The sequence below is a fragment of the Shewanella algidipiscicola genome (assembly GCF_003605125.1).
In the GTDB taxonomy this organism is placed as follows: domain Bacteria; phylum Pseudomonadota; class Gammaproteobacteria; order Enterobacterales; family Shewanellaceae; genus Shewanella; species Shewanella algidipiscicola.
In genome coordinates this window covers 233,782-253,467 of record NZ_QPQT01000002.1, presented here as the reverse complement: position 1 = coordinate 253,467, position 19,686 = coordinate 233,782, and the positions used below count along the sequence as shown (strand labels likewise).

Genomic DNA, 19,686 nt, shown 5'->3' with positions numbered 1-19,686 from the left:
TCGGGCCGCATTACTAAATAATCCAATGATTTAATTTGATTAATGTAGCGCGACCCAGCTCAATACTTAGTAAATAAAGGCTTCATCGGCTAAACTTTATGCTGTTATACTCAAGAGACTAATTATAAGAGTCAACTTGTGGAAACACTTATGCTGTCCCCTGAACTAATCGAACTAAGTAGTGATGGTACATTAGCTCAACTCAAAGTGACCCCGGCTATCCATGGCCCCATTTCCGTAGAAATGATTAACCAGCTACTTTCGCTAGGTGAATTCACCAAGCTATATCCACTTAAACCTGTTATCGACAAAGCGGTCATACAAGTCAACCAACTTATCGGTCAAGATGATGGCCACAAGCCACAACGGTTTAATATTGCCGAGCGCCGTGATGGTAAACTTGAATTCAAGATCGCCGACGACAAGATGAGTGCCGCCATGACACTCACCGCAGCATGGGGTGGTAAGGAGATCACCTTGCCCGATATTCTTAATGCATTAAAAAAACACGCCATCTGCATGGGGTTAAGCAAGCTAAAAATCCAATCAGCACTGCAGCAATTAGCCCAGCTACGCCCAGGGGAGCAGTGCACCGAAGTGATTGCCAATGGTAAGCCGGCAATTAACGGTACCCACGCCAGCATTGAGCGTAAAGTGCCTCTGGCCCGAGAGCGCTTACTGCAACCGCAAAAACGCGAAGATGGCACCGTCGATATGCGTAATCTCGGTGCCGTCATCATGGTCAAACCGAATGACGTGTTAATGGTTAAAACACCTGCAACTAACGGCTCTGCCGGTTACAAAGTCAATGGCGATAAGCTACAGCCTGCGGCGGGTAAAGATATCAAAATGGTTGCCGGTAATGGTACTAGCTTCTTGAAACATGATAGTAATACCCTCATCGCTAGCGTGGCTGGCCAGCCAGTCGAAACCAGTAACGGCATGCAGGTCGATGATGTTTTGCAAATAAAAGATGTCGATATAGGCTATGGTAATGTCGATTTTAAAGGCAGCATCTTAATCACAGGTGACGTCCATGAAGGTATGGTCGTAAAAAGCAGTGGCGATATAACCGTCATGGGCTTTGTCGACTCCGCCTATCTCAATGCCCAAGGGGATATCACCGTCAGCAAAGGGGTGATCGGCCGTCAGCTTAAGGATGAGCAACTTTCGACCACCTTAGAAGCTAAGGGGCAGATCTCGGCGCAATTTGTGCAATATTCTAATTTAACGGCCGACAAAGATATCCTGATCACCAAACAACTGCTGCATAGCCATACGGAAACCCAATCAAGGCTCACCGTCAGTGACGCCAATGGCCGTCGAGGCGACTTAGTCGGCGGCATAGCCAAAGCCAATAAAGGCATTAAGGCGGTAATTATCGGCGCTACTGCGGGCACCAAAACAGAAATCTATTGCGCTATGCACTTAGGTGACCTGAAAGAAACATTAAAACAGTTGGATCACGGCATTAAACAGATGGTGGTCGCTAGGCTCAACATTGAGTCGAGGCTAAACAAGTTGCCACCGAAAGCAACTTGGCAAGATGATGAATTGATGGTTGAACAAGTCAAAGGGATGCTGGAAGAGAAGCGTCGCATTGCCGCCGAATGCGCCCGTGAGGAGGTTGAATACAACTTACTAGAGCAAGAAGTAGAAGATTACTATCGGCAATATCGGGTCGAGGCTGGTAAACATATTTTTGCTAATGTCGAACTACACATAGGTCCTGCCCACCAGCGAACTCAGCGCGAACACGGCTTCTGTATTGTCACGAATCATAATCAAGAGATAAGCTTCGACTATAACCGCCATTAAGCGCCCCAACGCCCCATCATTCACAGGTATAACTTAATGTTATGCCTGTTTCATTTTTAAGGCGTTTACAGGCATAATTCGCCCCATATGATGCTAATCAACTGAGATATAATGTGGAACTCCTTAAGATAGAGTGTTTGGGTAAAGAACTAAGATTAGAAGGCTCAATGGCAGGCTGGCAACAACTGTATTGGGGTGGACAATTAGTGTCGGCACTACCAGCATCAGCCAACAATGAAGGCTTAAAACAGCATCAGTTTGAACTAAAAAGTCCATCGGATGATGACCAGCCAAGCATCACCATCACGCTTTCTATCGACTTAGCATGGCAACCTTTTCATCTAGAATACAGTCTGTTAAAAGATGATGACCTCATCATTCAAGGCAGCCGTAACAGCAAAGACATAGAACAACAAACGCCGGTACAACCGATAAAAGCCAAACCACAATTTAGCTGGGTTGGCTTAGGTTCATTGGGATTTAAATTATTTAAGAGTGCCAAAGTGATCAAAGTGGTACTCGCTGGCGCCAGTGTGGCCGCATACTCTTGGCTATTTTCGTTCCAATTTGCCATGGCGCTTATCGCCTGCTTGGTGTTTCATGAATATGGCCATATCCGCGCCATGCAATATTTTGGCATGAAAACTAAAGGGATTTACCTTATTCCTTTTATGGGCGGCTTGGCGCTTAGTGACGAAAAAATCAATACTCGTTGGCAAGATGTGGTGATTTCTATCATGGGGCCCACCTTCGGCCTATTGATGTCGCTGGCATCCTTATTGGTTTACTGGGTCACCGGCAATATCTTTTTTGCCGGACTAGCGGCCTTTAATGCACTACTAAACCTATTTAACCTGTTACCTATTTTGCCCTTAGATGGCGGTCATATTCTTAAAAGCATCAGCTTTTCGATGAACAGCACGCTGGGACTGATGGCCTGTATCGCTGGCGCCGCAATTGGCGTGTTTATTAGCTACACATTAGGTTTAGCACTGCTAGGTTTCTTGCTGTTAATTGGCAGCATGGAGATAGTATTTGAATGGAAAACACGCCATCAGAGCCACCTACTGCCGTTAGACAGATATGGGCAACTCTTCTCGGCGATTTGGTATCTGTTAACCGTGGGCGCGTTAGTGGCTATCATCTGGTATTTTGCCGGTAGCGGCGACGAGATGCTCAGTCTGCCACTGAAGATACTACAAAGCTAATACCTAGACTGTACTAACTTAAACAACATAAGAAGGTGGGCCTAGCCTGCTTTCTTATGTTTCGCATCGACATGCTCAAATTGCAGGCATAAAAAAACCTGCTATAAAGCAGGCTAATGTCTCTCATCGATCAATTTGGTACAGATGGCGAGACTTGAACTCGCACGACCGTTAGGCCACTAGCACCTGAAGCTAGCGTGTCTACCAATTCCACCACATCTGCAATGTCATTGACAAAAAAACCTGCCACAGAGCAGGTTTCTTATCTCTCTATGAGAGTATTTGATAATGGTACCGAAGGACGGACTTGAACCGTCACTCCCGAAGGAAACGGATTTTGAATCCGTCGTGTCTACCAATTCCACCACTCCGGCTTATCAAATAGACCTTGCTAAAACATCTCTGCTGAGCAAGTGAAGCGAATTATACCTTCGCTTTAGCCAATGGCAAGTCTTTTGAACACGATTAATGGTCGAGTGGATAAATTTCAGCCGCATGGCTTATGAACAGAAACTTAAATGGTGGATTGGAGGCAAAATAAGGCGATCGCCAGCACAGATTTAACCAAATCATTGCAGATTAGAAATGCTTTGACATCATTAATTGATCAAGATCAGCATAAATCACATCTAATAGCGCTAATTTAGCCATGACATCTTTATAAACATCTGCGAAAGAGGACTTCTCAAATGGCATTTTGGTTAGATTTAATGTTCGGCAACCCCATTGGTTTAATGTCTATGTTGGTTATCTTTACCACCATTGGAATAATGTCATACATCATGTGGCTGTTTATATCGAAGTCAAAACCAGAATAGATAGGGCTTTTTAAGGCTCAGTGTTAATACACATTTCTAATGCAAAGGGGGCTCAAGCCCCCTCTTTTTTTATACCGCAATAACTTAAGCTGCGTGTTTACGGCTTGGCACCATGCTGTGAATAAAGTGTGGTCTCGCTTTCATCAACAACTGGATCTGCTCTTGATTTGGCTCACCTTGCGGCAAGCGTAGCACTTGGCGGTTAAGGTGGCTTCTGGCGGCCATTGATATTTTATAATCGGCAGTGGGCCCTTGAATCGCATAATGCTTTTGGTTACCTAAGTATTCTAAAATATTGCTCTCGAGTAAGCTTTTCACTGCCGCTTCATTTTCGGGCAAGGTCAAGATAGTCTCACCTTGTAAGAAAAACTCTCGTAATAATGCTCGCTCAGTCGGATCGAGTAACAACACTTTCTTTTCAATCACCTCAACAGTACGCTTCCCCTTGAGATGAGTAATCGCCTCGTCAATAAAATAGTTAGCAACCTTCATCAACAGATAAGCCACGCCAAGAAGCAGCACTAACCCAATAATGTGCGCATTATCATTGACCACCCCCTCTAACTTAAGTGCACTAATCACCGACAGAGGGGCAAACATCAAGGCCGCACTGACTAATGTTAGCCATAGGATTAAGTTAAACATCACTTGCTGTGGCGTTGCATGCTTAAAAAGAGTCAAATTCAACTTTTCCATTTTTAGTATCCAGTGTCAAAAAATCTGCAGTAGCTTAGACAATGCAAATTAGATACCAGAAATAGGCAGAATAACGCCCAAAATAAAATAAAGTTGCATGACTTAAAAATAGACCCACTGCGCCACGAGATGACTCAACCCCCATAGGTGCTTTTACTTTATAGGCTTGTACTATCTATATGCTATGTGGCCTATATGACGGCCGAAATGGCTCTTGAGTTATTCGCCTTAAGTCACTCGGGCAGCAACCTTAGTGATAGCCTCCTTAACCTTTGCGGCAATCACTTCACCGCCATAGGCGAGCGCGACGCCATGAAATACGATTAATATTCACCATTCACATGACGCTTATAACACCCACTCAGTCAATATACTGATAGCATCTGTAACATCCGTTCACTGACCATGCCATCACTGGTTAAACAGTTTGCTGAACATCACCCCGTAAGCCCGTTTTACTTACTATAAGTTTTAGCCGCAAGCTTGCTCAGCACTCGACTGACGGCGACAAAACCAAAGGTACCAGTCACGACAGTCACTGCCCCAAAACCTGAGGCGCAGTCCATACGCATGCTGCCTTCGGCCGTCGCCTTGGTATTACAAACGCTACCATCACCTTGAGGATAAACCAGTTGCTCGGTCGAGAACACGGCTTCAATACTAAAGCGGCGCTGCACATTTTTTGAAAAATGGTATTCGCGGCGCAGTATATTTCTGACTTTGGCCAGCAAGGGATCTTGGTAGGTCTTTGCTAAATCAGTTACCTGTACCTGGGTAGGATCCGTTTGGCCCCCCGCCCCACCCACAGTGACTATGGGTAACTTTTGACGCTTGCACCAGGCAATAAGCGCCGCCTTAGGTTTTACCGCATCGATACAATCGATAACATAATCGAGCGAGCCGCCGGCTTTTTTACCATTAAAATACTCAGCAAGATTATTAAGAGTAATGAAATCTTCTACCTCATTAACACGACATTCAGGGTTTATCTGCCGAATACGCTCTGCCATCACAGCCACTTTAGACTCACCTATGGTCTCTTTAAGCGCATGTAGCTGCCTATTGGTATTTGTCACACAGATATCATCGAGATCGATTAAGGTAATTTCGCCTATGCCGCTACGTGCTAATGACTCTGCCGCCCACGTGCCAACGCCACCAATTCCCACCACTGCGACATGTGACTGCGCAAACAAGGTTAACGCCTTAGTGCCATAAAGACGGCCAATACCAGCGAATCGATTTAAGTAAGCATCTGTAAGTGTTGGCAAGCTCAAGCTGTACTCCAAAATAGAGATTAAAAATAGAAATTAAAGACATGTCGATTTTATCCTAAACACCCACAAAGCGAAAATAAAACCCTGTAATACACTCAGAGTGAATCATAACCTGAACACGGTATGAGGCGATTCCGATTAACATTGTCCCGTTCGACATCGACCGTAGCGCGTAGCCCATGTCGGCACCCCACTTTACCTAACAACACGGTTCAACACGGTTCAACACGGTTCAACACGGTTCAACACGGTTCAACACGGCGTAATATAGCGAGCTTTGTTGATCAAAATACAACTGAACAACAGGATTATCACACTTGGGGGCGCCATTACTCGGTAAACAAACTACAATGTTAGCTCCTGCTTATTGAGCAATACTCAATTAACCTTGTTAATGAGTCGCTTGAGTGTGTTAACAGGAGAATAATTGCGGCTTACGCCTGACGATTACTTTTTACACAAGGTGAGCAAATTGTTTGCAAAACTTGGCTAAAAACCTATCTCAATGGGTAAAAGTTTGATCTGAGCCACAATTTTAAAATTATAAAAAGGTACACTGCTGACCATCTTGTTGCGGGTAGGGATGCTCGTAACAAAATGTGGAAACGATGTTAATAAACATTACAAAATGGAACAGAACTCAGTTCTTGGGAGCACAACACATGAAAAAATCTTTAATCTCTGCATCAATCGCCTCTGTACTTACTTTGGCTTCATTCGGTGCGCTAGCCGATGGTCCTAACTTTTATGGTCGTTTAGACTTGTCTGTGACTAACTCAGATAAAGGTTTAACCACCCAAAATGGTAAAGAAGGTACTGTATTAGAAAATAACTTTTCACTTTTAGGTGTGAAAGGTAGCGAGAAGATTGCAGACGGTATCGACGTTGTTTACCAAATGGAATTCCAAGTTGAAAATACAGCCGGGTACGAAAAAGATGGCAAAGATTATGTTTTTAAGGCGCGTAACACTTTCCTAGGCCTTAAAACTGCAGCTGGTACCGTACTTGTTGGCCGTAACGATACTGTATTTAAACAAGCCGAAGGTGGAGTTGACCTGTTTGGTAACAGCAACGCCGATATCGACCGTTTAGTTGGCGGTCAGACTCGTTCTGCAGACGGTATCTGGTACTACTCACCTAAGATTGCTGACTTAGTGACTATTAACGCGACTTATTTACTTGAAGACAATCAATTTGACAAAAATGGCAATAAAATTGATGAAGAGCAATATGCATTTAGCGCCACTTTAGGTGATAAGAAGTTCAAAGCGCAAAACTACTATGTAGCAGCGGCTTATAACAAAGGCATTTCTGGTATCGATGCCTACCGTGGTGTCGCTCAAGTTAAATTAGGCGATTTCAAAGTAGGTGGTTTATTCCAAAACTCTGAAAGCGTTGTCGATGGTTCAGAAGATGGCAACACTTACTTCGTTAACGTAGCTTACAACCTAAACGGCGTTAACCTAAAAGCTGAATACGGTAAAGATGAAGCGGGCTTTGGTAAGTATTCACAACTAGCTAACAATGGTACTGATATTGATACACAAGTTATCACTGTCGGTGCTGACTACCGCGTAGCTAAATCAACACTAGTATATGGCCACTATGCTATGTACGAAGGTGATTACAAAAACGCTGGCGGCGTTACTGTAGATTTAGAAGATGATGATGTATTCACTGTTGGTGTACGTTACGACTTCTAATCGGCTGAGTCTCTGACTCTAGTTCGACAAAAAGGCGACCTCTGAGTCGCCTTTTTGCTACTTACAATTGGACATAATAATTTAGCCCTTTCTCACTAAGCGATACACAGATTCAGTTAACCAAGGCACCTGCTTGCTAATAAAGCGTGGGTTTTGAGCCAACACATCATCACAGCGCAAGCGTTCAATCTCGAAGTATTCGCTCATGTTAGCCATCACCCAATCATCAGACACCGCAAACGGTGGGCCATTAAGGGCGGCCTGAGGATAATCTAAGGTAATGAGTAAACCAATACTTTGGGGGGCGATAAGCTTGGCTAGCTGCTTAACATATTGCTGGCGCATCGCTTCGGGCCACGCAATTAACGCGGCTCTATCATAAAAGGCAGTACAGTGGGCTGTCAGGTGAGTCGGTAAGGTAAATAAGTCACCTTGATAAAGGGTAATCTGTTCGGTGCAATAACGCGTATGTTCCCCGAGGGTTTGAACCTCGACACTTAACTCATTGTCGGTGAAAAACTGTTCTACGGCAGCTTGATTGAGCTCGCAAGCCACCACTTCCAGCCCTTGTTCGGCCAAATAACACAGATCTAAACTCTTACCACACATGGGCACAAATACACTTGCCCCCGATGCCACATTTAACTGCGGCCAGTGCTCAATCAATAATGGGTTGACCTCACCTAAATGAAAGCCTATCTGTTTCGATGCCCACTTTTCGTGCCAAAAACTTGGTTGCATATCTAGCTCCGCTGCGACTCATGACAAATAATCTGCGGGGTACTTTACTGCCAAGTGTAGACGGGTGCAAAACTAAGCTTAATTAAATGTACGAAAATCAGGCAATATTCAATACCTTTTGTACCCGTCTGAGCCAGACGCAGTTTTCACACTCACAGTTGCGCCGCGACAAATGGTGTGGCGTTAAACTCGAATCGATAAAATCAACCGCAATCAACAACTGCTGCCTTAACTCCTGCACCGATTTTTGCTCAACGGCCACCAGCTCATCATTATGGTTCATCCAAGTACATTCCATACCTTGGTGACAATGAATACATTGCAGATCTGTGCTGTTAAAAAAACCGGCATGGGGGCAAAACTTTAACTCCATCGACTGCACAATACGCTTTCTGGGGTAGTCCAATAACTCTATTAACAGGGCTTTATCGGGTTGTGACATCACACCCTCCTATTGTTCGGATATCTGCTCTTAACTTAAGCGGTTAATATTTATATTAGCTTTAGGTTACCTTTATGGCTGTGGATCATAATTGATGTAGGTCAACATCAGCAGCGAAAAAATCAGTTAGGAGTCCCAAGTATGAAAAATCTAGCTATTGTGCAGTTGCCTTTGTTCTTGTTATAAAAACCATATTCATTATTAACGACAGCGACCATGGCTAATCTCAGCGCAGCGACGCCACAGTTACAGCATTTCTATATCTCTGAAGAGCAATCTATCTATCTGCTTAAGGCGGATGATGCGCGTAAACATAAGGCCTGGATCCGCCTGTGTAAGCAGCAATTACTCAAATTAGGGTATCGAGAGATAGAGTTGGTTGGCAAAGGCGCTTACGGCTTTGTTTTTGCTGGCGTCGATGCACAGCACAATGCTCACGTATTTAAATTTTCCCGTATGACCCTGCCGCAACACATTCAAGACCGCCTCGAAGAGGAGGCCTTTATGCTGTCGCAGGTGGTCCACCCCAATGTGCCACCTATGATTAAATTTGAGCGTGTCGGTAAGCAGGGCATTTTAGTGATGGCAAGGGCCCCTGGAGAAGACCTCGATAAGCTTTGCCTGCGTAAAGGAGCGCTACCTGTGGCAATGATCATGAGCATTGCTCGGCAGCTCGCTAATATTGTGCAGTATCTACATCACGGCCGCCCCCTCGTCCATGGCGATATTAAACCCTCTAACTTAGTTTACGATGTTGACAGCCAGCAGCTGTCATTAATTGATTGGGGCTCGGCAGTCTTTGCCCAGCGTGATGGCCAAGGCAACCCGGTAAATGGCAATGTGATGGATCTGCTCTCAAGCGATCAACAACATACTAATGCCCGCATGGGGGATGTCTATTTTATTGGGGAAGAGCAACTCAATGGCGCACTGTCGAGCCCAAGGTTTGACGAACAAGGGGTTGCGGCAACCTTATACGCCTTGGCTTCTGGACAAGCGAGCCGCTTTGGCAGCAAGGTGATCCCAGCCACCAGTATCGGCTTGCCTATTGAACTCGCCCGCACTTTAGATGGCATGCTCAGTGACGACCCCAAAACCCGCAATCAAGCTGGTGACTACTTTCTCAAAAGCATGGCTCATAGCCATCGGCTGCATCTACCCGAGTTACCCCGCCCCCCCCTTAAACCTGACATACCAGTGTGGTCACTGCCCCGCAGCAAGGAGGTCGAAACCGTCAGTTACAGCTCGCGTAAATCGTTTCTTAAAGAGCACAATAGTGACGACCCCATCGCTAAGATGGACGATCTACAGCTTGAGAAATATTATCGCAACTTTATGGCGGGTATGGGGGATACCGAGAAAGGCTTTATCGCCGCCGTTGGCCGAGTCGGGCAATATTCCATCGTCGGTGGGCTGGCAATTCATTGGCAAGAGTCTGGCGTTTATATCGACTCTAATCTCGCGACCTATAACCGCGATGAAAAAGCAGCGTTGGTACTAGCCGTGAATAATATGGTGACCTTAGCCCGAGGGATACGTCGCATTGGGGTGTTTAAGGCCTGTTTCTTTAATGCTCGAGATACATTGCATCTCGAACGCAGCGATACCAGCCAGCCCTTTAAGCTCAGCCCAGATCAACAACTCCCCTTTGAAGTGGGCGATGTGCCGTCATTAGAAGATAAGTCGCGGCTACACTCTTATTTTGAAGATGGCCGCGATCCCGATGAAAATCTCGAACTCCCTAAAGCGATTATGACTGAGCTGGGCTGGATAAATCAGATTCATCATACTGGCTGTATTATTTTTGAGGTGCTTCCCCACCACATGAAAATTCACAGCTACTTACGCTTGCTGAACCCAAGGAAACAAGCAGCATTTCGCGCCAGTTTAGACAGGATCTTAAGCCATGTGGATAAAATTCAGGGCAAAGGGGTCTCAGGTTTTATGAAACTGCCTTATAAAAATACTCGCCGTTTTAACCATATCGACAGCAAACCCGAGCACTTTTACCCTAAAAATCCTAAGGCACTGCCCACAAAAGATTAGTGTTTGGGTGGCTGTTTATCATCACTCTTCGCATTATCTTGCTTGTCGTCCAGACGTTGAGTATCAGACTCATCATGCTTGTGTTCATAATCGCCATCGAAGGTATTGCCTTGATCGCCATTAAACGGATCCTGACCAAAAGGCGAACGCCCACTTGCTGAGTCGTGAGGATTAAAAGGCCCTTGACCAAAATTGGCGTGAAAACCGCCTTGGCGCAGCACTTTTAATTGCATACGTTTATACAATAACGCCGCCAGTGGAATACGGGTTATTGGAGTCAGTAATAGTAAGCCGATAAAGTCAGTCACAAACCCTGGGATCAGCAGCAGCAACCCGGCGATGGCCAACATCATGCCCTCGACGATTTCTTGTCCTGGCGCCTCACCTCTTGCCAGCTTTTGCTGTACCTGCATTAGGGTATGGATCCCCTGACTACGCACCAAAGAGACCCCAACTACGGCAGTCAGTAAGACTAATCCCACCGTAGTCCAACTGCCTAAGGCTTCACCGACACGGATCAGTACGTTTAACTCAATGACTGGTACCAGTACAAAGATCACTAATAGAATAAAAAACACACTGACCTCACTAAATAATTTTTAATTCATTGAAAACTAAATGGGGCTGAAGGGGTCTACTTTCAAGCTGGGCAATAAAACCTAGCCATTCGGCCTAAGCAAATTACCTTGGATAATCTCACTATTTTAACCGTCGTTTAATGCAACCAGACGGTAAAAGTCGTAAAGTATCCGCCATTGAGAGTGACGCCATGCTCGCTGCGATGTGTCGCAATATTTAGGTATAACACCAAGCATCCACGACTACAGCGCAAAATCACAACCTAAGAAGACGATATTAACATGCATGATACCTGTTTATTAGTCATGACGACTTGCCCAAATCAAGACAGTGCTATCGCCATCGCTCGAGCCTTAGTCGATGCTAGACTCGCAGCTTGTGTGCAACTGTCTGCGCCAGTGACCTCGGTTTACCTATGGCAAGGCAATCTGTACGAAGAGCAAGAGATCTCATTACAAATAAAATGCCTCAGTCAAGCCTACGATGAGGTTGCTGAACTGATATTAACTTTACATCCCTATGATGTGCCAGAACTTATCGCTACCAAGATAGCTTATGGCTCTGCTGCTTACTTAGATTGGATAAAAGAAACTACACAAATATGAAGAAAATACTGTTTATTGTTCTCGCGTCATGTCTGCTGCTTGCCCCCGGTGTACAAAGTGAAGGCATTTTCGGCGCCAACAAATTCGATTTCCTAAAGGATGAACCCAAACTAATGCCTGTGGATGAGGCATTCGTTTTTGATTTCAAACAACAAGACCAACACCTTGAGCTCAGCTGGGTAATAGCCGATGGCTACTATATGTATCGCGACAAACTTAAGTTTGAAGCGGACGGTGCCACGCTCGGCGAAATACAATTGCCCCCAGGCAAAGCCCATACTGATGAGTATTTCGGCGAACAACAAGTCTATTACACTTACGTTGAAATTCCGCTGGCCATCAAACAGGCTGCTAACAATAGCACACTCAGCGTGACCTTTATGGGCTGCGCCGAAGGCAAACTCTGTTATCCGCCAACCAAACGTAACGTACAGCTCACAGAAGTTGCCGCTAACGACGGCGTGCTACCAGTCAGCGATAACACCACGATTGAAGACACGGCGGCCAATAACCGGTCAGAACCTAGCGCCCCTATTACTGAACAAGATTCCCTAAGCCAGATGTTATCAGGCGATAATTTGTTGTGGACCTTAGTGATCTTTTTTGGCTTAGGGATAGGCCTAGCATTAACGCCCTGCGTATTCCCCATGTACCCCATTTTGTCGGGCATTATTGTCGGTCAAGGTGAAAAGCTATCAACGGCCAAAGCATTTAGCTTGTCGATGGTTTACGTACAAGGTATGGCAATCACCTATTCCTTACTTGGGCTCGTGGTCGCCTCGGCGGGAATGAAATATCAAGCAGCCCTGCAACACCCTGCGGTATTGATTGTATTGGCTATTTTGTTTTTCGTACTCAGCTTATCCATGTTTGGTCTATACGACTTAAAACTGCCCTCAAGCTGGCAAGAAAAAATGAACCGCCTCTCCAACAACCAAAAAGGCGGCAATGTGGCAGGCGTGTTCTTGATGGGCGTGCTTTCTGGTTTAGTCGCTTCACCTTGTACCACTGCACCGCTCTCGGGAGCACTGGTGTATGTGGCGCAGACAGGCGATCTACTGCAAGGCTTTTTGGCGCTATATGTATTAAGCATGGGCATGGGCTTACCACTACTTATCATTGGCTCCTCAGGTGGCAAACTCCTGCCAAGGGCTGGCGCATGGATGGATGTGATAAAAACCATCTTTGGCTTCCTGCTGATTGCCGTGTCCATCGTGATGCTAGGCCGCATTTGGATCGGGCTCATCTCAGACCTGTTATGGGCACTATGGGGCGTGAGTTTAGTCGGTTACCTGATGCACCAAAATAAACAGACTGAATTTACCTGGAAGCAAACCGTACGTTCAGTTTTACTATTATTAATGCTGTTAGCTAGCTTCTCTTACGGCTTCCAAGCGGTCATGAGCAGCCTGGGTTTCCAAGCCCATAACGGCAATCAAACGAGTGATCACATGGTGACCCACAAAACCATTAAGTCACTGGCTGACCTGCAAATGGAAATTGAGGCCGCCAGTGCACAAGGTCAACCTGTGATGCTAGATCTCTACGCCGATTGGTGTGTGGCTTGTAAAGAGTTTGAAAACATCACCTTTAAAGACTCAGCTGTGCAACAGCGTCTAGCCCAGATGGTATTTTTGCAAGCCGATGTGACCAAAATGGATCAACTCGATGTAGAGCTGTTAGAGCATTACGATGTGTTGGGACTCCCTAGCCTATTGATGTTTGACGCTCAAGGGCAGTTACGTGATGAACTGCGTGTCACTGGCTTTATGAAGCCAGCGGCATTTGCCAGCCATCTCGATCTCGTCATAGAGAAAAAATAGCAATAACCCGCTCATTTAATTTAGCTTTAACAAGCCTCCCTCGGGAGGCTTGTTTATTATTAACACCGCAATCAATGGGATACTGCCGCAGATAAAAAATGGTTCTGTACGGTGATTTTTTATTTATTGTTAATCTAAATCTTATATTATAAGCGCTGTTTAGTGTCATGGAACACACCTCATCCCCCCAAGGAGCAACATGGAACCAGCCATACTCATAATCACCTTAACTTGCGGCATCTTAGTCAGTCGTATCGGATTACCCCCCTTGATAGGCTATTTAGTGGCTGGCTTTATTTTGTTTTTGTTTGGCCTAGATGAAACCAGCTTGCCCCTGCTGGAGCAGCTCGCCAACTTAGGTGTCACCCTGCTGCTGTTTGCTATTGGATTAAAGTTGGATCTGCGCAGCTTATTTAAAGTCGAGGTTTGGGCAGGGTCTAGCCTACATTTAATTGGCTCTATGCTATTTTTAGTCCCCCTGCTGAAACTGCTGGGTCTGTTAGGACTAGAACAACTTAGCGGATTAGCACTCGATCAATTAGCCCTTCTCGCCTTCGCCTTGAGCTTTTCCAGCACGATTTTTGCCGTCAAAGTGCTTGAAGATAAAGGCGATATGCAATCCCTGTATGGCCGAGTCGCTATCGGTATTCTGATCATGCAAGATATCTTTGCGGTCGCATTTTTAACTATATCTAAAGGTGATATGCCCTCTATATGGGCTCTGGGCTTGTTGTTACTCCCCCTTGCTAAGCCGCTTATTTATAAAGCATTTGATCGTGTTGGCCACGGTGAGTTACTGGTCCTGTTCGGCTTAGTAATGGCGTTAGTTGTCGGCGCAGGCCTATTTGAGTTAGTTGGCTTAAAACCAGATTTAGGCGCCTTGGTCATAGGTATATTATTGGCGGGACACGCTAAATCATCGGAGCTGGCTAAATCACTATTTTATTTTAAAGAACTATTTTTGGTTGCCTTCTTCTTAACTGTCGGCCTAAATGGATTACCTAGCTTTAGCGATATTGGCCTTGCCGCAGTGTTAGTCTTGGTGGTGCCAATTAAGATAGTGCTATTCCTCTACCTACTGACCTACTTCAAGCTGCGCTCGCGCACCTCATTGATGACCTCATTTAACCTAGGTAACTACAGCGAATTTGGCCTCATTGTAGCAGCGGTGGCCACCAGCAAAGGCTGGTTACCAGCCCATTGGATGGTCATCTTAGCGGTGGCGTTAAGTCTCAGTTTTCTCTTTGCTGCCCCGTTAAATGCAGCTTCCAGCCGTTTATACCAAAAGTATCAAAGTCGGCTACAGAAGTTAGAGCGCCATCCACTGCACCCTGAAGACAGGCCCATTAGAGTCGGTAATCCACGCTTTTTAATTTTAGGGATGGGCCGAATTGGTTCTGGAGCCTACGATGAACTGGCCAATAAGTTTGAAGGCGAAATATTAGGAATTGAACATAAACAGGAATTAGTCGATTTTCATCGAGCAGAAGGTCGAAACGTGGTGCAGGGGGATGCATCTGATACCGACTTTTGGGAAAAGCTCGACCGCGCACCAAATCTAGAATTAGTGCTGCTGGCGATGCCTCACCATACAGGTAATGAGTTTGCCGTAGAGCAACTTAAACGTCTCGATTATCAAGGCAAGCTAAGTGCTATTGTGCAATACAGTGAAGATGCAATATCCCTTAAAGAAGCGGGCGTTCACAGCGTATTTAACCTCTACGAAGCCGCTGGTGCGGGTTTTGTTGAGCATGTGGTACATGAACTTAAGTCCGGTCAACAACACGAAGCCGATATTGTTATCGAGACCCAAGCGAACGCCAGCTAATCATCTGAGCATCAGATGATATTGGCTACCTGCTATGTCCTTGATAGCAGGTAGCGGCTTCCCCTTTGCTCGCGCCGTTTATGACCCTTTGCTCGCACCGCTTATGACTAAGTAGCCAAGCGGAAAACTCATCTCACCTGCAGAATCTCGACATGGCAACAACGCTCCCAACGCCTTTCCCCCTCGTATTGCTGTCAACTGCGCCCCCATAGACCCTAGGGCCGGTTGATCTTTGTTGGTTGAATGTTGTTCGAGATCAAAACGTTTTAATCGAGGCGAATGAATTGCAGCCTAGTCATTTAAGCAAAATGCACTTAACAAAGAGTAAAACGTTTTTAGCCGAACCCTTCGGGCAGCGTTTGTTGGGTATTTCTACTTCGTTATCAGCTTTTTATGTAGAAGAATAACTACACCACAAAGCTTCTGCCTTGTATAAACACCCAACAATTCGCTGTAAAAATAACCTTATAAGCTCAACAGGCCCTAAGATTGATATCATATTCGTCGATAAGCAAAAACTGCGTTACACAATCGGTAAACTCATGATATAAAAATGACAAGGAACGAATCACGCTCCAACAATGGCGTGAAAATACTGTCACCGATACTCGGTGCAGAGAGTGCTCACCTTTTTCTGAGAAGCTTGATAGCATGGCAAATCCCGCGCAACGCGCCAATAAATTATTTGTGCAAACCTTTGGCACCAATGCTGACGATCTCTATCGTGCCCCTGGGCGTGTCAATTTGATCGGTGAACATACCGATTACAACGACGGTTTTGTATTGCCTGCTGCCATCAATTTTCACACTATCATCGCAGTAAAAAAGCGTGAAGACGATCGCTTTAGAGCGGTGTCGGATGCCTATCCAGGCAAAATTAACAGTTGGCACTTTGGCCAAGAAGGCAAGATGGACCCTGAGGATGGGTGGATAAACTACCTCAAAGGCTTTACCGCCGCCATGGCTGCCTCAGGCCTGCCAGCAAAGGGGATGGACATAGCTGTAGTAGGTAACGTGCCACTAGGCGCAGGGCTATCCTCTTCAGCCGCATTAGAAATTGCTTTCGGAACAGCCGTCAACGATTGCAGTCAGCTACGCTTATCTCCATTAGCCGTAGCCCAAATGGCGCAGCGTGGTGAAAACCAATATGTGGGTTATGCCTGTGGCATTATGGATCAAATCATCAGCGCCATGGGTCAACAAGATCATGCATTACTAATTGATTGTGAAGATCTCGACAGTGAACCTGTGCCAATCCCCGAAAGCCTAAGCCTGATTATCGTTAACTCGAATCTACCGCGCGGTGAAGTCGAGGCCCAAGAAGCGATACGTCGTCAACAGTGTCAGCAGGTGGCAGATCACTTTGCTATCGACAGCCTACGTCACTTAGACTTAACGACCTTAGAAGCCGCTCGCACAAAGCTGCCGGAGCTTATTTATCGCCGCGCACGCCACGTTCTCAGCGAAAACCGGCGCACTCAAAATGCCGCCCATGCATTGCAAGCCGGTAACATTGGCCGCTTAAGTGAGTTAATGGCGCAATCTCATGCATCGATGCGTGATGATTTTGAGATAAGCTTGCCGGAAATCGATACCTTAGTTGAGATCATAGCTCAAGTGGTAGGCCAACAAGGTGGCGTGCGTATGACGGGTAAAGGATTTGGTGGTTGCGTCGTCGCACTGGTTGACCATGAACTGACCGACGCAGTAGTGGCGGCGATTGAAGCCCAATATCAAGTGAAAACGGGGATAGAGCCGACTGTTTATCTTTGTTCGGCCAGTGGCGGAGCAAGTCGAGTTGACGAAAGCTGGTTCGATGACGAACTCTATTAACCGTCAATGAGTCACGCTTAACGGTTAAGCGATGCTTGCCCTTTGACCTCCTCGATAACAAACACGAGGATATGGGCTAAAGGCCTGCTGCCGTTACGTGGCTGCGAATGATTTAATCGAAACAGGTTTATGACGGCGCTAAAAAGAGGGAGCCACAGTGTAAACGGGAACAAATGCCGTTGCTCACACAGCAGGGAGCACTAGCCACTAACATAGATTTAAAACATTATAGCGTTCAAACATTCGATGGAGTAAAGATTGGATGGAGTAAAGATTGAGGCTAAGCATCTTAGGCAGAGGCCCTAGTTACGCTAGAACCTCATACCCAAATGACAAACACGAACATCAAACCTTATACCTAACTGACAAGCGGGTTGATACAAGTTAACACTTAATTTTAATCGTCATCCGACCAATCGTCGAAGCCATCATCATCGAGACTATCGACTTCCAGCTCGACGTCATCGTCGTCATCAGAATCAACATCGACATCAATTTTCACTTTCTTAGGGGCCGGCGCTGGCTTAGCATGAATAGCTTCAACCCAGGCAGAATGCTGGCGCATAAACTGCTCTCGGGTAACCTGCCATTTAGCATCATATTCAGCTTTCGCGGCTTTGATCTCCTCATCCGTAAGGTCATGCAGATTTACCTTAACGATATCAACTGCATATTCAATCACGGCATCTCTTGCCGTGTTGTAAAGATAAACGCGTCCCGCTGAGGCTTCAGGGAATTCTTTATCATGAATGAGAATGGTGTTACCTCGTGCAGTACGAAGCTCACCATACCAGACAGATTCTGTAGAAGTGTCATACATATATGCTAATACCCTTAAATCAACACATACCAATATAAAGTTATTAAGCTGACAATTTCGTTAGCTTAGTCATTGTCACCACGCAGAAATATTCTGCAGCGATGCTTGCGCACATTCTTAATAAATATCGGCAGAAATCAATAGCCAAATCGATCTATTTCATCTAATTGCTATCAAATTGTGCATTCTATCGATACTAATATCGAATTTAGCCGATCAAATCAGTTATTCAAGTTTTTTCTAAGCCTAAGCACCATCAAGTTCTATCGTGCCGTCGCTTCGCTGCTAACCCGATAATTCACCTGCCGCAGCCATCTTAAGCACTATTTTACCTGTGTGTTGACCAGACTCCATCAAACGGTGCGCCGCAACTACCTCACTAAAAGCAAACTCGGCAAACAGCTGAGGCACCAGAGGCTGGGCTGAGGAAGTAGCAAATAAGGGCCACACTTGCTCACGCAATGCATCAGCTATTTTTGCCTTCGCCGCCACCGATTGCGGTCTAAGTGTGGCGCCTGTCCAGGTAATACGCTTAGCCATTAAGCGAAACACATCGACATTCGCCGTTGCGCCGCGTAACAGTGCTATGGTGACTAAACGCCCCTCGAGCCTTAGCGCTTTCAAATTAAGATTAATCATATCGCCCGAGGCCATGTCGAGCACAACATCGACACCATCAGGAGCAATAGCTAAAATCTGCTCGAGTAATGTGTCATCTCGGTAATTAAGCGCGTGATCGGCGCCTAAATCGAGGCAATACTGACACTTTTGCTGGCTTGAAGAGGTGGCGATAACCTTAGCACCCAATTGCTTAGCTAGGGCTATCGCAGCTGAACCTATACCGCCCGAGCCACCGTGAATTAGCACAGTCTCTCCAGCTTGCAAACCACCGCGCATAAATAGATGCCCCCACACGGTAAAAAATGTCTCGGGCAGCGCCGCCGCTTGTGCCAAATTAAGCCCGTTAGGGATAGGTAAGCAATGAGCAGCCCAAGTCACCACCAGTTCGCCATAACCACCACCAGGCACCAAGGCACAAACCTTATCGCCAATACGCCACTGCGTTACCGACTCCCCGAGGGCGACAATGGTACCCGACACTTCAAGGCCTAATACTGGGCTAGCGCCCTCTGGTGCAGGATAAAGCCCTTTACGCTGAGCGATATCGGGGCCATTAACCCCAGCATAGTGCACCTTAATCAATACCTGATCGGGTGCAGGTAACGCCACCTCCCCCTGAGTCAAAGAGATCACCTCAGCCTCGCCAGGGTGACTAACATGCGCCTGCAGGCAAGATAGCTTACGTTTATTCATAGATGACTCTCTTCGATTAATGTGGGTGACAAGCACTAAGTCACCAATGGCTATGGTTGACACTTAATGCTGTTTATCGCTCAGCGTCAGCATAGAGATAGGTGCATAATGATAAGGCAAATCTGCTCGCCTTAA

The 19,686-nt window shown here is 45.9% G+C and carries 16 protein-coding genes and 2 tRNA genes; 9 read left to right on the top strand and 9 right to left on the bottom strand.

The features are described 5' to 3' along the window. Window positions 1-150: 150 nt before the first annotated feature. Together DVO77_RS03255 and DVO77_RS03250 are read left to right on the top strand one after the other, a co-directional pair. The gene (locus DVO77_RS03255; RefSeq protein ID WP_119977379.1) at window positions 151-1,818 is read left to right on the top strand and encodes a flagellar assembly protein A; all 1,668 of its coding nucleotides are present in this window, start codon (window positions 151-153) and stop codon (window positions 1,816-1,818) included. A gap of 113 nt (window positions 1,819-1,931) precedes the next feature. After that, the gene (locus tag DVO77_RS03250) at window positions 1,932-3,026 is read left to right on the top strand and encodes a site-2 protease family protein (protein WP_119977272.1); all 1,095 of its coding nucleotides are present in this window, start codon (window positions 1,932-1,934) and stop codon (window positions 3,024-3,026) included. A gap of 136 nt (window positions 3,027-3,162) precedes the next feature. On the opposite strand, the gene DVO77_RS03245 is transcribed toward DVO77_RS03250, so the two are convergent. Then, a tRNA-Leu gene (locus DVO77_RS03245) sits at window positions 3,163-3,249 on the bottom strand. A gap of 66 nt (window positions 3,250-3,315) precedes the next feature. Then, window positions 3,316-3,400, bottom strand: a tRNA-Leu gene (locus DVO77_RS03240). A 315-nt stretch (window positions 3,401-3,715) separates the two neighbouring features. Here DVO77_RS03240 and DVO77_RS03235 point away from each other — a divergent pair. Continuing rightward, window positions 3,716-3,844 (top strand): DUF3149 domain-containing protein, encoded by a 129-nt coding sequence (locus DVO77_RS03235; protein WP_110455829.1) that lies wholly within the window; start codon window positions 3,716-3,718, stop codon window positions 3,842-3,844. Window positions 3,845-3,928: 84 nt separating this feature from the next. Here DVO77_RS03235 and DVO77_RS03230 read toward each other — a convergent pair whose 3' ends face one another. Further along, window positions 3,929-4,540, bottom strand: a complete 612-nt coding sequence (locus tag DVO77_RS03230; RefSeq protein WP_110455828.1) for a superinfection exclusion B family protein — start codon at window positions 4,538-4,540, stop codon at window positions 3,929-3,931. A 455-nt stretch (window positions 4,541-4,995) separates the two neighbouring features. After that, the gene (gene tcdA, locus DVO77_RS03225) at window positions 4,996-5,817 is read right to left on the bottom strand and encodes a tRNA cyclic N6-threonylcarbamoyladenosine(37) synthase TcdA (RefSeq protein ID WP_119977270.1); all 822 of its coding nucleotides are present in this window, start codon (window positions 5,815-5,817) and stop codon (window positions 4,996-4,998) included. 662 nt (window positions 5,818-6,479) lie between these two features. On the opposite strand from tcdA, the gene DVO77_RS03220 reads away from it, so the two are divergent. Further along, a complete protein-coding gene (locus DVO77_RS03220; RefSeq protein WP_119977269.1) occupies window positions 6,480-7,520 on the top strand; it encodes a porin in 1,041 nt (346 codons plus the stop codon). Between the two features lie 81 nt (window positions 7,521-7,601). Here the strand turns inward: DVO77_RS03220 and DVO77_RS03215 are convergent, their stop codons facing one another. Next, window positions 7,602-8,261 carry a thiopurine S-methyltransferase gene (locus DVO77_RS03215; RefSeq protein ID WP_119977267.1) on the bottom strand — a complete coding sequence of 220 codons (660 nt, stop codon included), beginning with the start codon at window positions 8,259-8,261 and terminating at the stop codon, window positions 7,602-7,604. A 97-nt stretch (window positions 8,262-8,358) separates the two neighbouring features. After that, window positions 8,359-8,703 carry a hypothetical protein gene (locus tag DVO77_RS03210; protein WP_119977265.1) on the bottom strand — a complete coding sequence of 115 codons (345 nt, stop codon included), beginning with the start codon at window positions 8,701-8,703 and terminating at the stop codon, window positions 8,359-8,361. Between the two features lie 216 nt (window positions 8,704-8,919). Here DVO77_RS03210 and DVO77_RS03205 point away from each other — a divergent pair, with 216 nt between their 5' ends. Next, the gene (locus tag DVO77_RS03205) at window positions 8,920-10,749 is read left to right on the top strand and encodes a serine/threonine protein kinase (protein ID WP_119977263.1); all 1,830 of its coding nucleotides are present in this window, start codon (window positions 8,920-8,922) and stop codon (window positions 10,747-10,749) included. Here the strand turns inward: DVO77_RS03205 and DVO77_RS03200 are convergent. Continuing rightward, window positions 10,746-11,327, bottom strand: a complete 582-nt coding sequence (locus DVO77_RS03200) for an FxsA family protein (protein ID WP_119977262.1) — start codon at window positions 11,325-11,327, stop codon at window positions 10,746-10,748. The genes DVO77_RS03205 and DVO77_RS03200 overlap by 4 nt on opposite strands. Before the next feature lie 282 nt (window positions 11,328-11,609). Here DVO77_RS03200 and cutA point away from each other — a divergent pair, with 282 nt between their 5' ends. The 4 genes from cutA (at window position 11,610) to galK (ending at window position 17,417) form a co-directional block, all read left to right on the top strand. Continuing rightward, window positions 11,610-11,933 carry a divalent-cation tolerance protein CutA gene (cutA, locus tag DVO77_RS03195; RefSeq protein ID WP_119977260.1) on the top strand — a complete coding sequence of 108 codons (324 nt, stop codon included), beginning with the start codon at window positions 11,610-11,612 and terminating at the stop codon, window positions 11,931-11,933. Then, window positions 11,930-13,756, top strand: a complete 1,827-nt coding sequence (locus DVO77_RS03190; RefSeq protein ID WP_119977258.1) for a protein-disulfide reductase DsbD — start codon at window positions 11,930-11,932, stop codon at window positions 13,754-13,756. Before cutA ends, DVO77_RS03190 begins: the two co-directional genes overlap by 4 nt. A 199-nt stretch (window positions 13,757-13,955) precedes the next feature. Continuing rightward, complete coding sequence (locus tag DVO77_RS03185; protein WP_119977256.1) at window positions 13,956-15,584, top strand: cation:proton antiporter family protein; 1,629 nt, start codon at window positions 13,956-13,958, stop codon at window positions 15,582-15,584. Between the two features lie 651 nt (window positions 15,585-16,235). Beyond that, the gene (gene galK, locus DVO77_RS03175; protein WP_119977255.1) at window positions 16,236-17,417 is read left to right on the top strand and encodes a galactokinase; all 1,182 of its coding nucleotides are present in this window, start codon (window positions 16,236-16,238) and stop codon (window positions 17,415-17,417) included. A gap of 397 nt (window positions 17,418-17,814) precedes the next feature. Here galK and DVO77_RS03170 read toward each other — a convergent pair whose 3' ends face one another. Both DVO77_RS03170 and DVO77_RS03165 read right to left on the bottom strand, forming a co-directional pair. After that, complete coding sequence (locus DVO77_RS03170) at window positions 17,815-18,237, bottom strand: hypothetical protein (protein ID WP_119977253.1); 423 nt, start codon at window positions 18,235-18,237, stop codon at window positions 17,815-17,817. Window positions 18,238-18,522: 285 nt separating this feature from the next. Further along, on the bottom strand, window positions 18,523-19,551 hold the full coding sequence (locus tag DVO77_RS03165; RefSeq protein WP_119977251.1) for an NAD(P)H-quinone oxidoreductase: 1,029 nt from the start codon (window positions 19,549-19,551) through the stop codon (window positions 18,523-18,525). Window positions 19,552-19,686 lie beyond the last annotated feature (135 nt).

Excerpts from the sequence above, each read along its gene's own strand:
- DVO77_RS03255 (WP_119977379.1), top strand. The coding sequence starts at position 151 with ATGCTGTCCCCTGAACTAATCGAACTAAGTAGTGATGGTACATTAGCT.
- DVO77_RS03235 (WP_110455829.1), top strand. The coding sequence starts at position 3,716 with ATGGCATTTTGGTTAGATTTAATGTTCGGCAACCCCATTGGTTTAATG.
- DVO77_RS03230 (WP_110455828.1), bottom strand. The coding sequence starts at position 4,540 with ATGGAAAAGTTGAATTTGACTCTTTTTAAGCATGCAACGCCACAGCAA.
- DVO77_RS03220 (WP_119977269.1), top strand. The coding sequence starts at position 6,480 with ATGAAAAAATCTTTAATCTCTGCATCAATCGCCTCTGTACTTACTTTG.
- DVO77_RS03215 (WP_119977267.1), bottom strand. The coding sequence starts at position 8,261 with ATGCAACCAAGTTTTTGGCACGAAAAGTGGGCATCGAAACAGATAGGC.
- DVO77_RS03210 (WP_119977265.1), bottom strand. The coding sequence starts at position 8,703 with ATGTCACAACCCGATAAAGCCCTGTTAATAGAGTTATTGGACTACCCC.
- DVO77_RS03205 (WP_119977263.1), top strand. The coding sequence starts at position 8,920 with ATGGCTAATCTCAGCGCAGCGACGCCACAGTTACAGCATTTCTATATC.
- cutA (WP_119977260.1), top strand. The coding sequence starts at position 11,610 with ATGCATGATACCTGTTTATTAGTCATGACGACTTGCCCAAATCAAGAC.
- DVO77_RS03190 (WP_119977258.1), top strand. The coding sequence starts at position 11,930 with ATGAAGAAAATACTGTTTATTGTTCTCGCGTCATGTCTGCTGCTTGCC.
- DVO77_RS03185 (WP_119977256.1), top strand. The coding sequence starts at position 13,956 with ATGGAACCAGCCATACTCATAATCACCTTAACTTGCGGCATCTTAGTC.
- galK (WP_119977255.1), top strand. The coding sequence starts at position 16,236 with ATGGCAAATCCCGCGCAACGCGCCAATAAATTATTTGTGCAAACCTTT.
- DVO77_RS03170 (WP_119977253.1), bottom strand. The coding sequence starts at position 18,237 with ATGTATGACACTTCTACAGAATCTGTCTGGTATGGTGAGCTTCGTACT.
- DVO77_RS03165 (WP_119977251.1), bottom strand. The coding sequence starts at position 19,551 with ATGAATAAACGTAAGCTATCTTGCCTGCAGGCGCATGTTAGTCACCCT.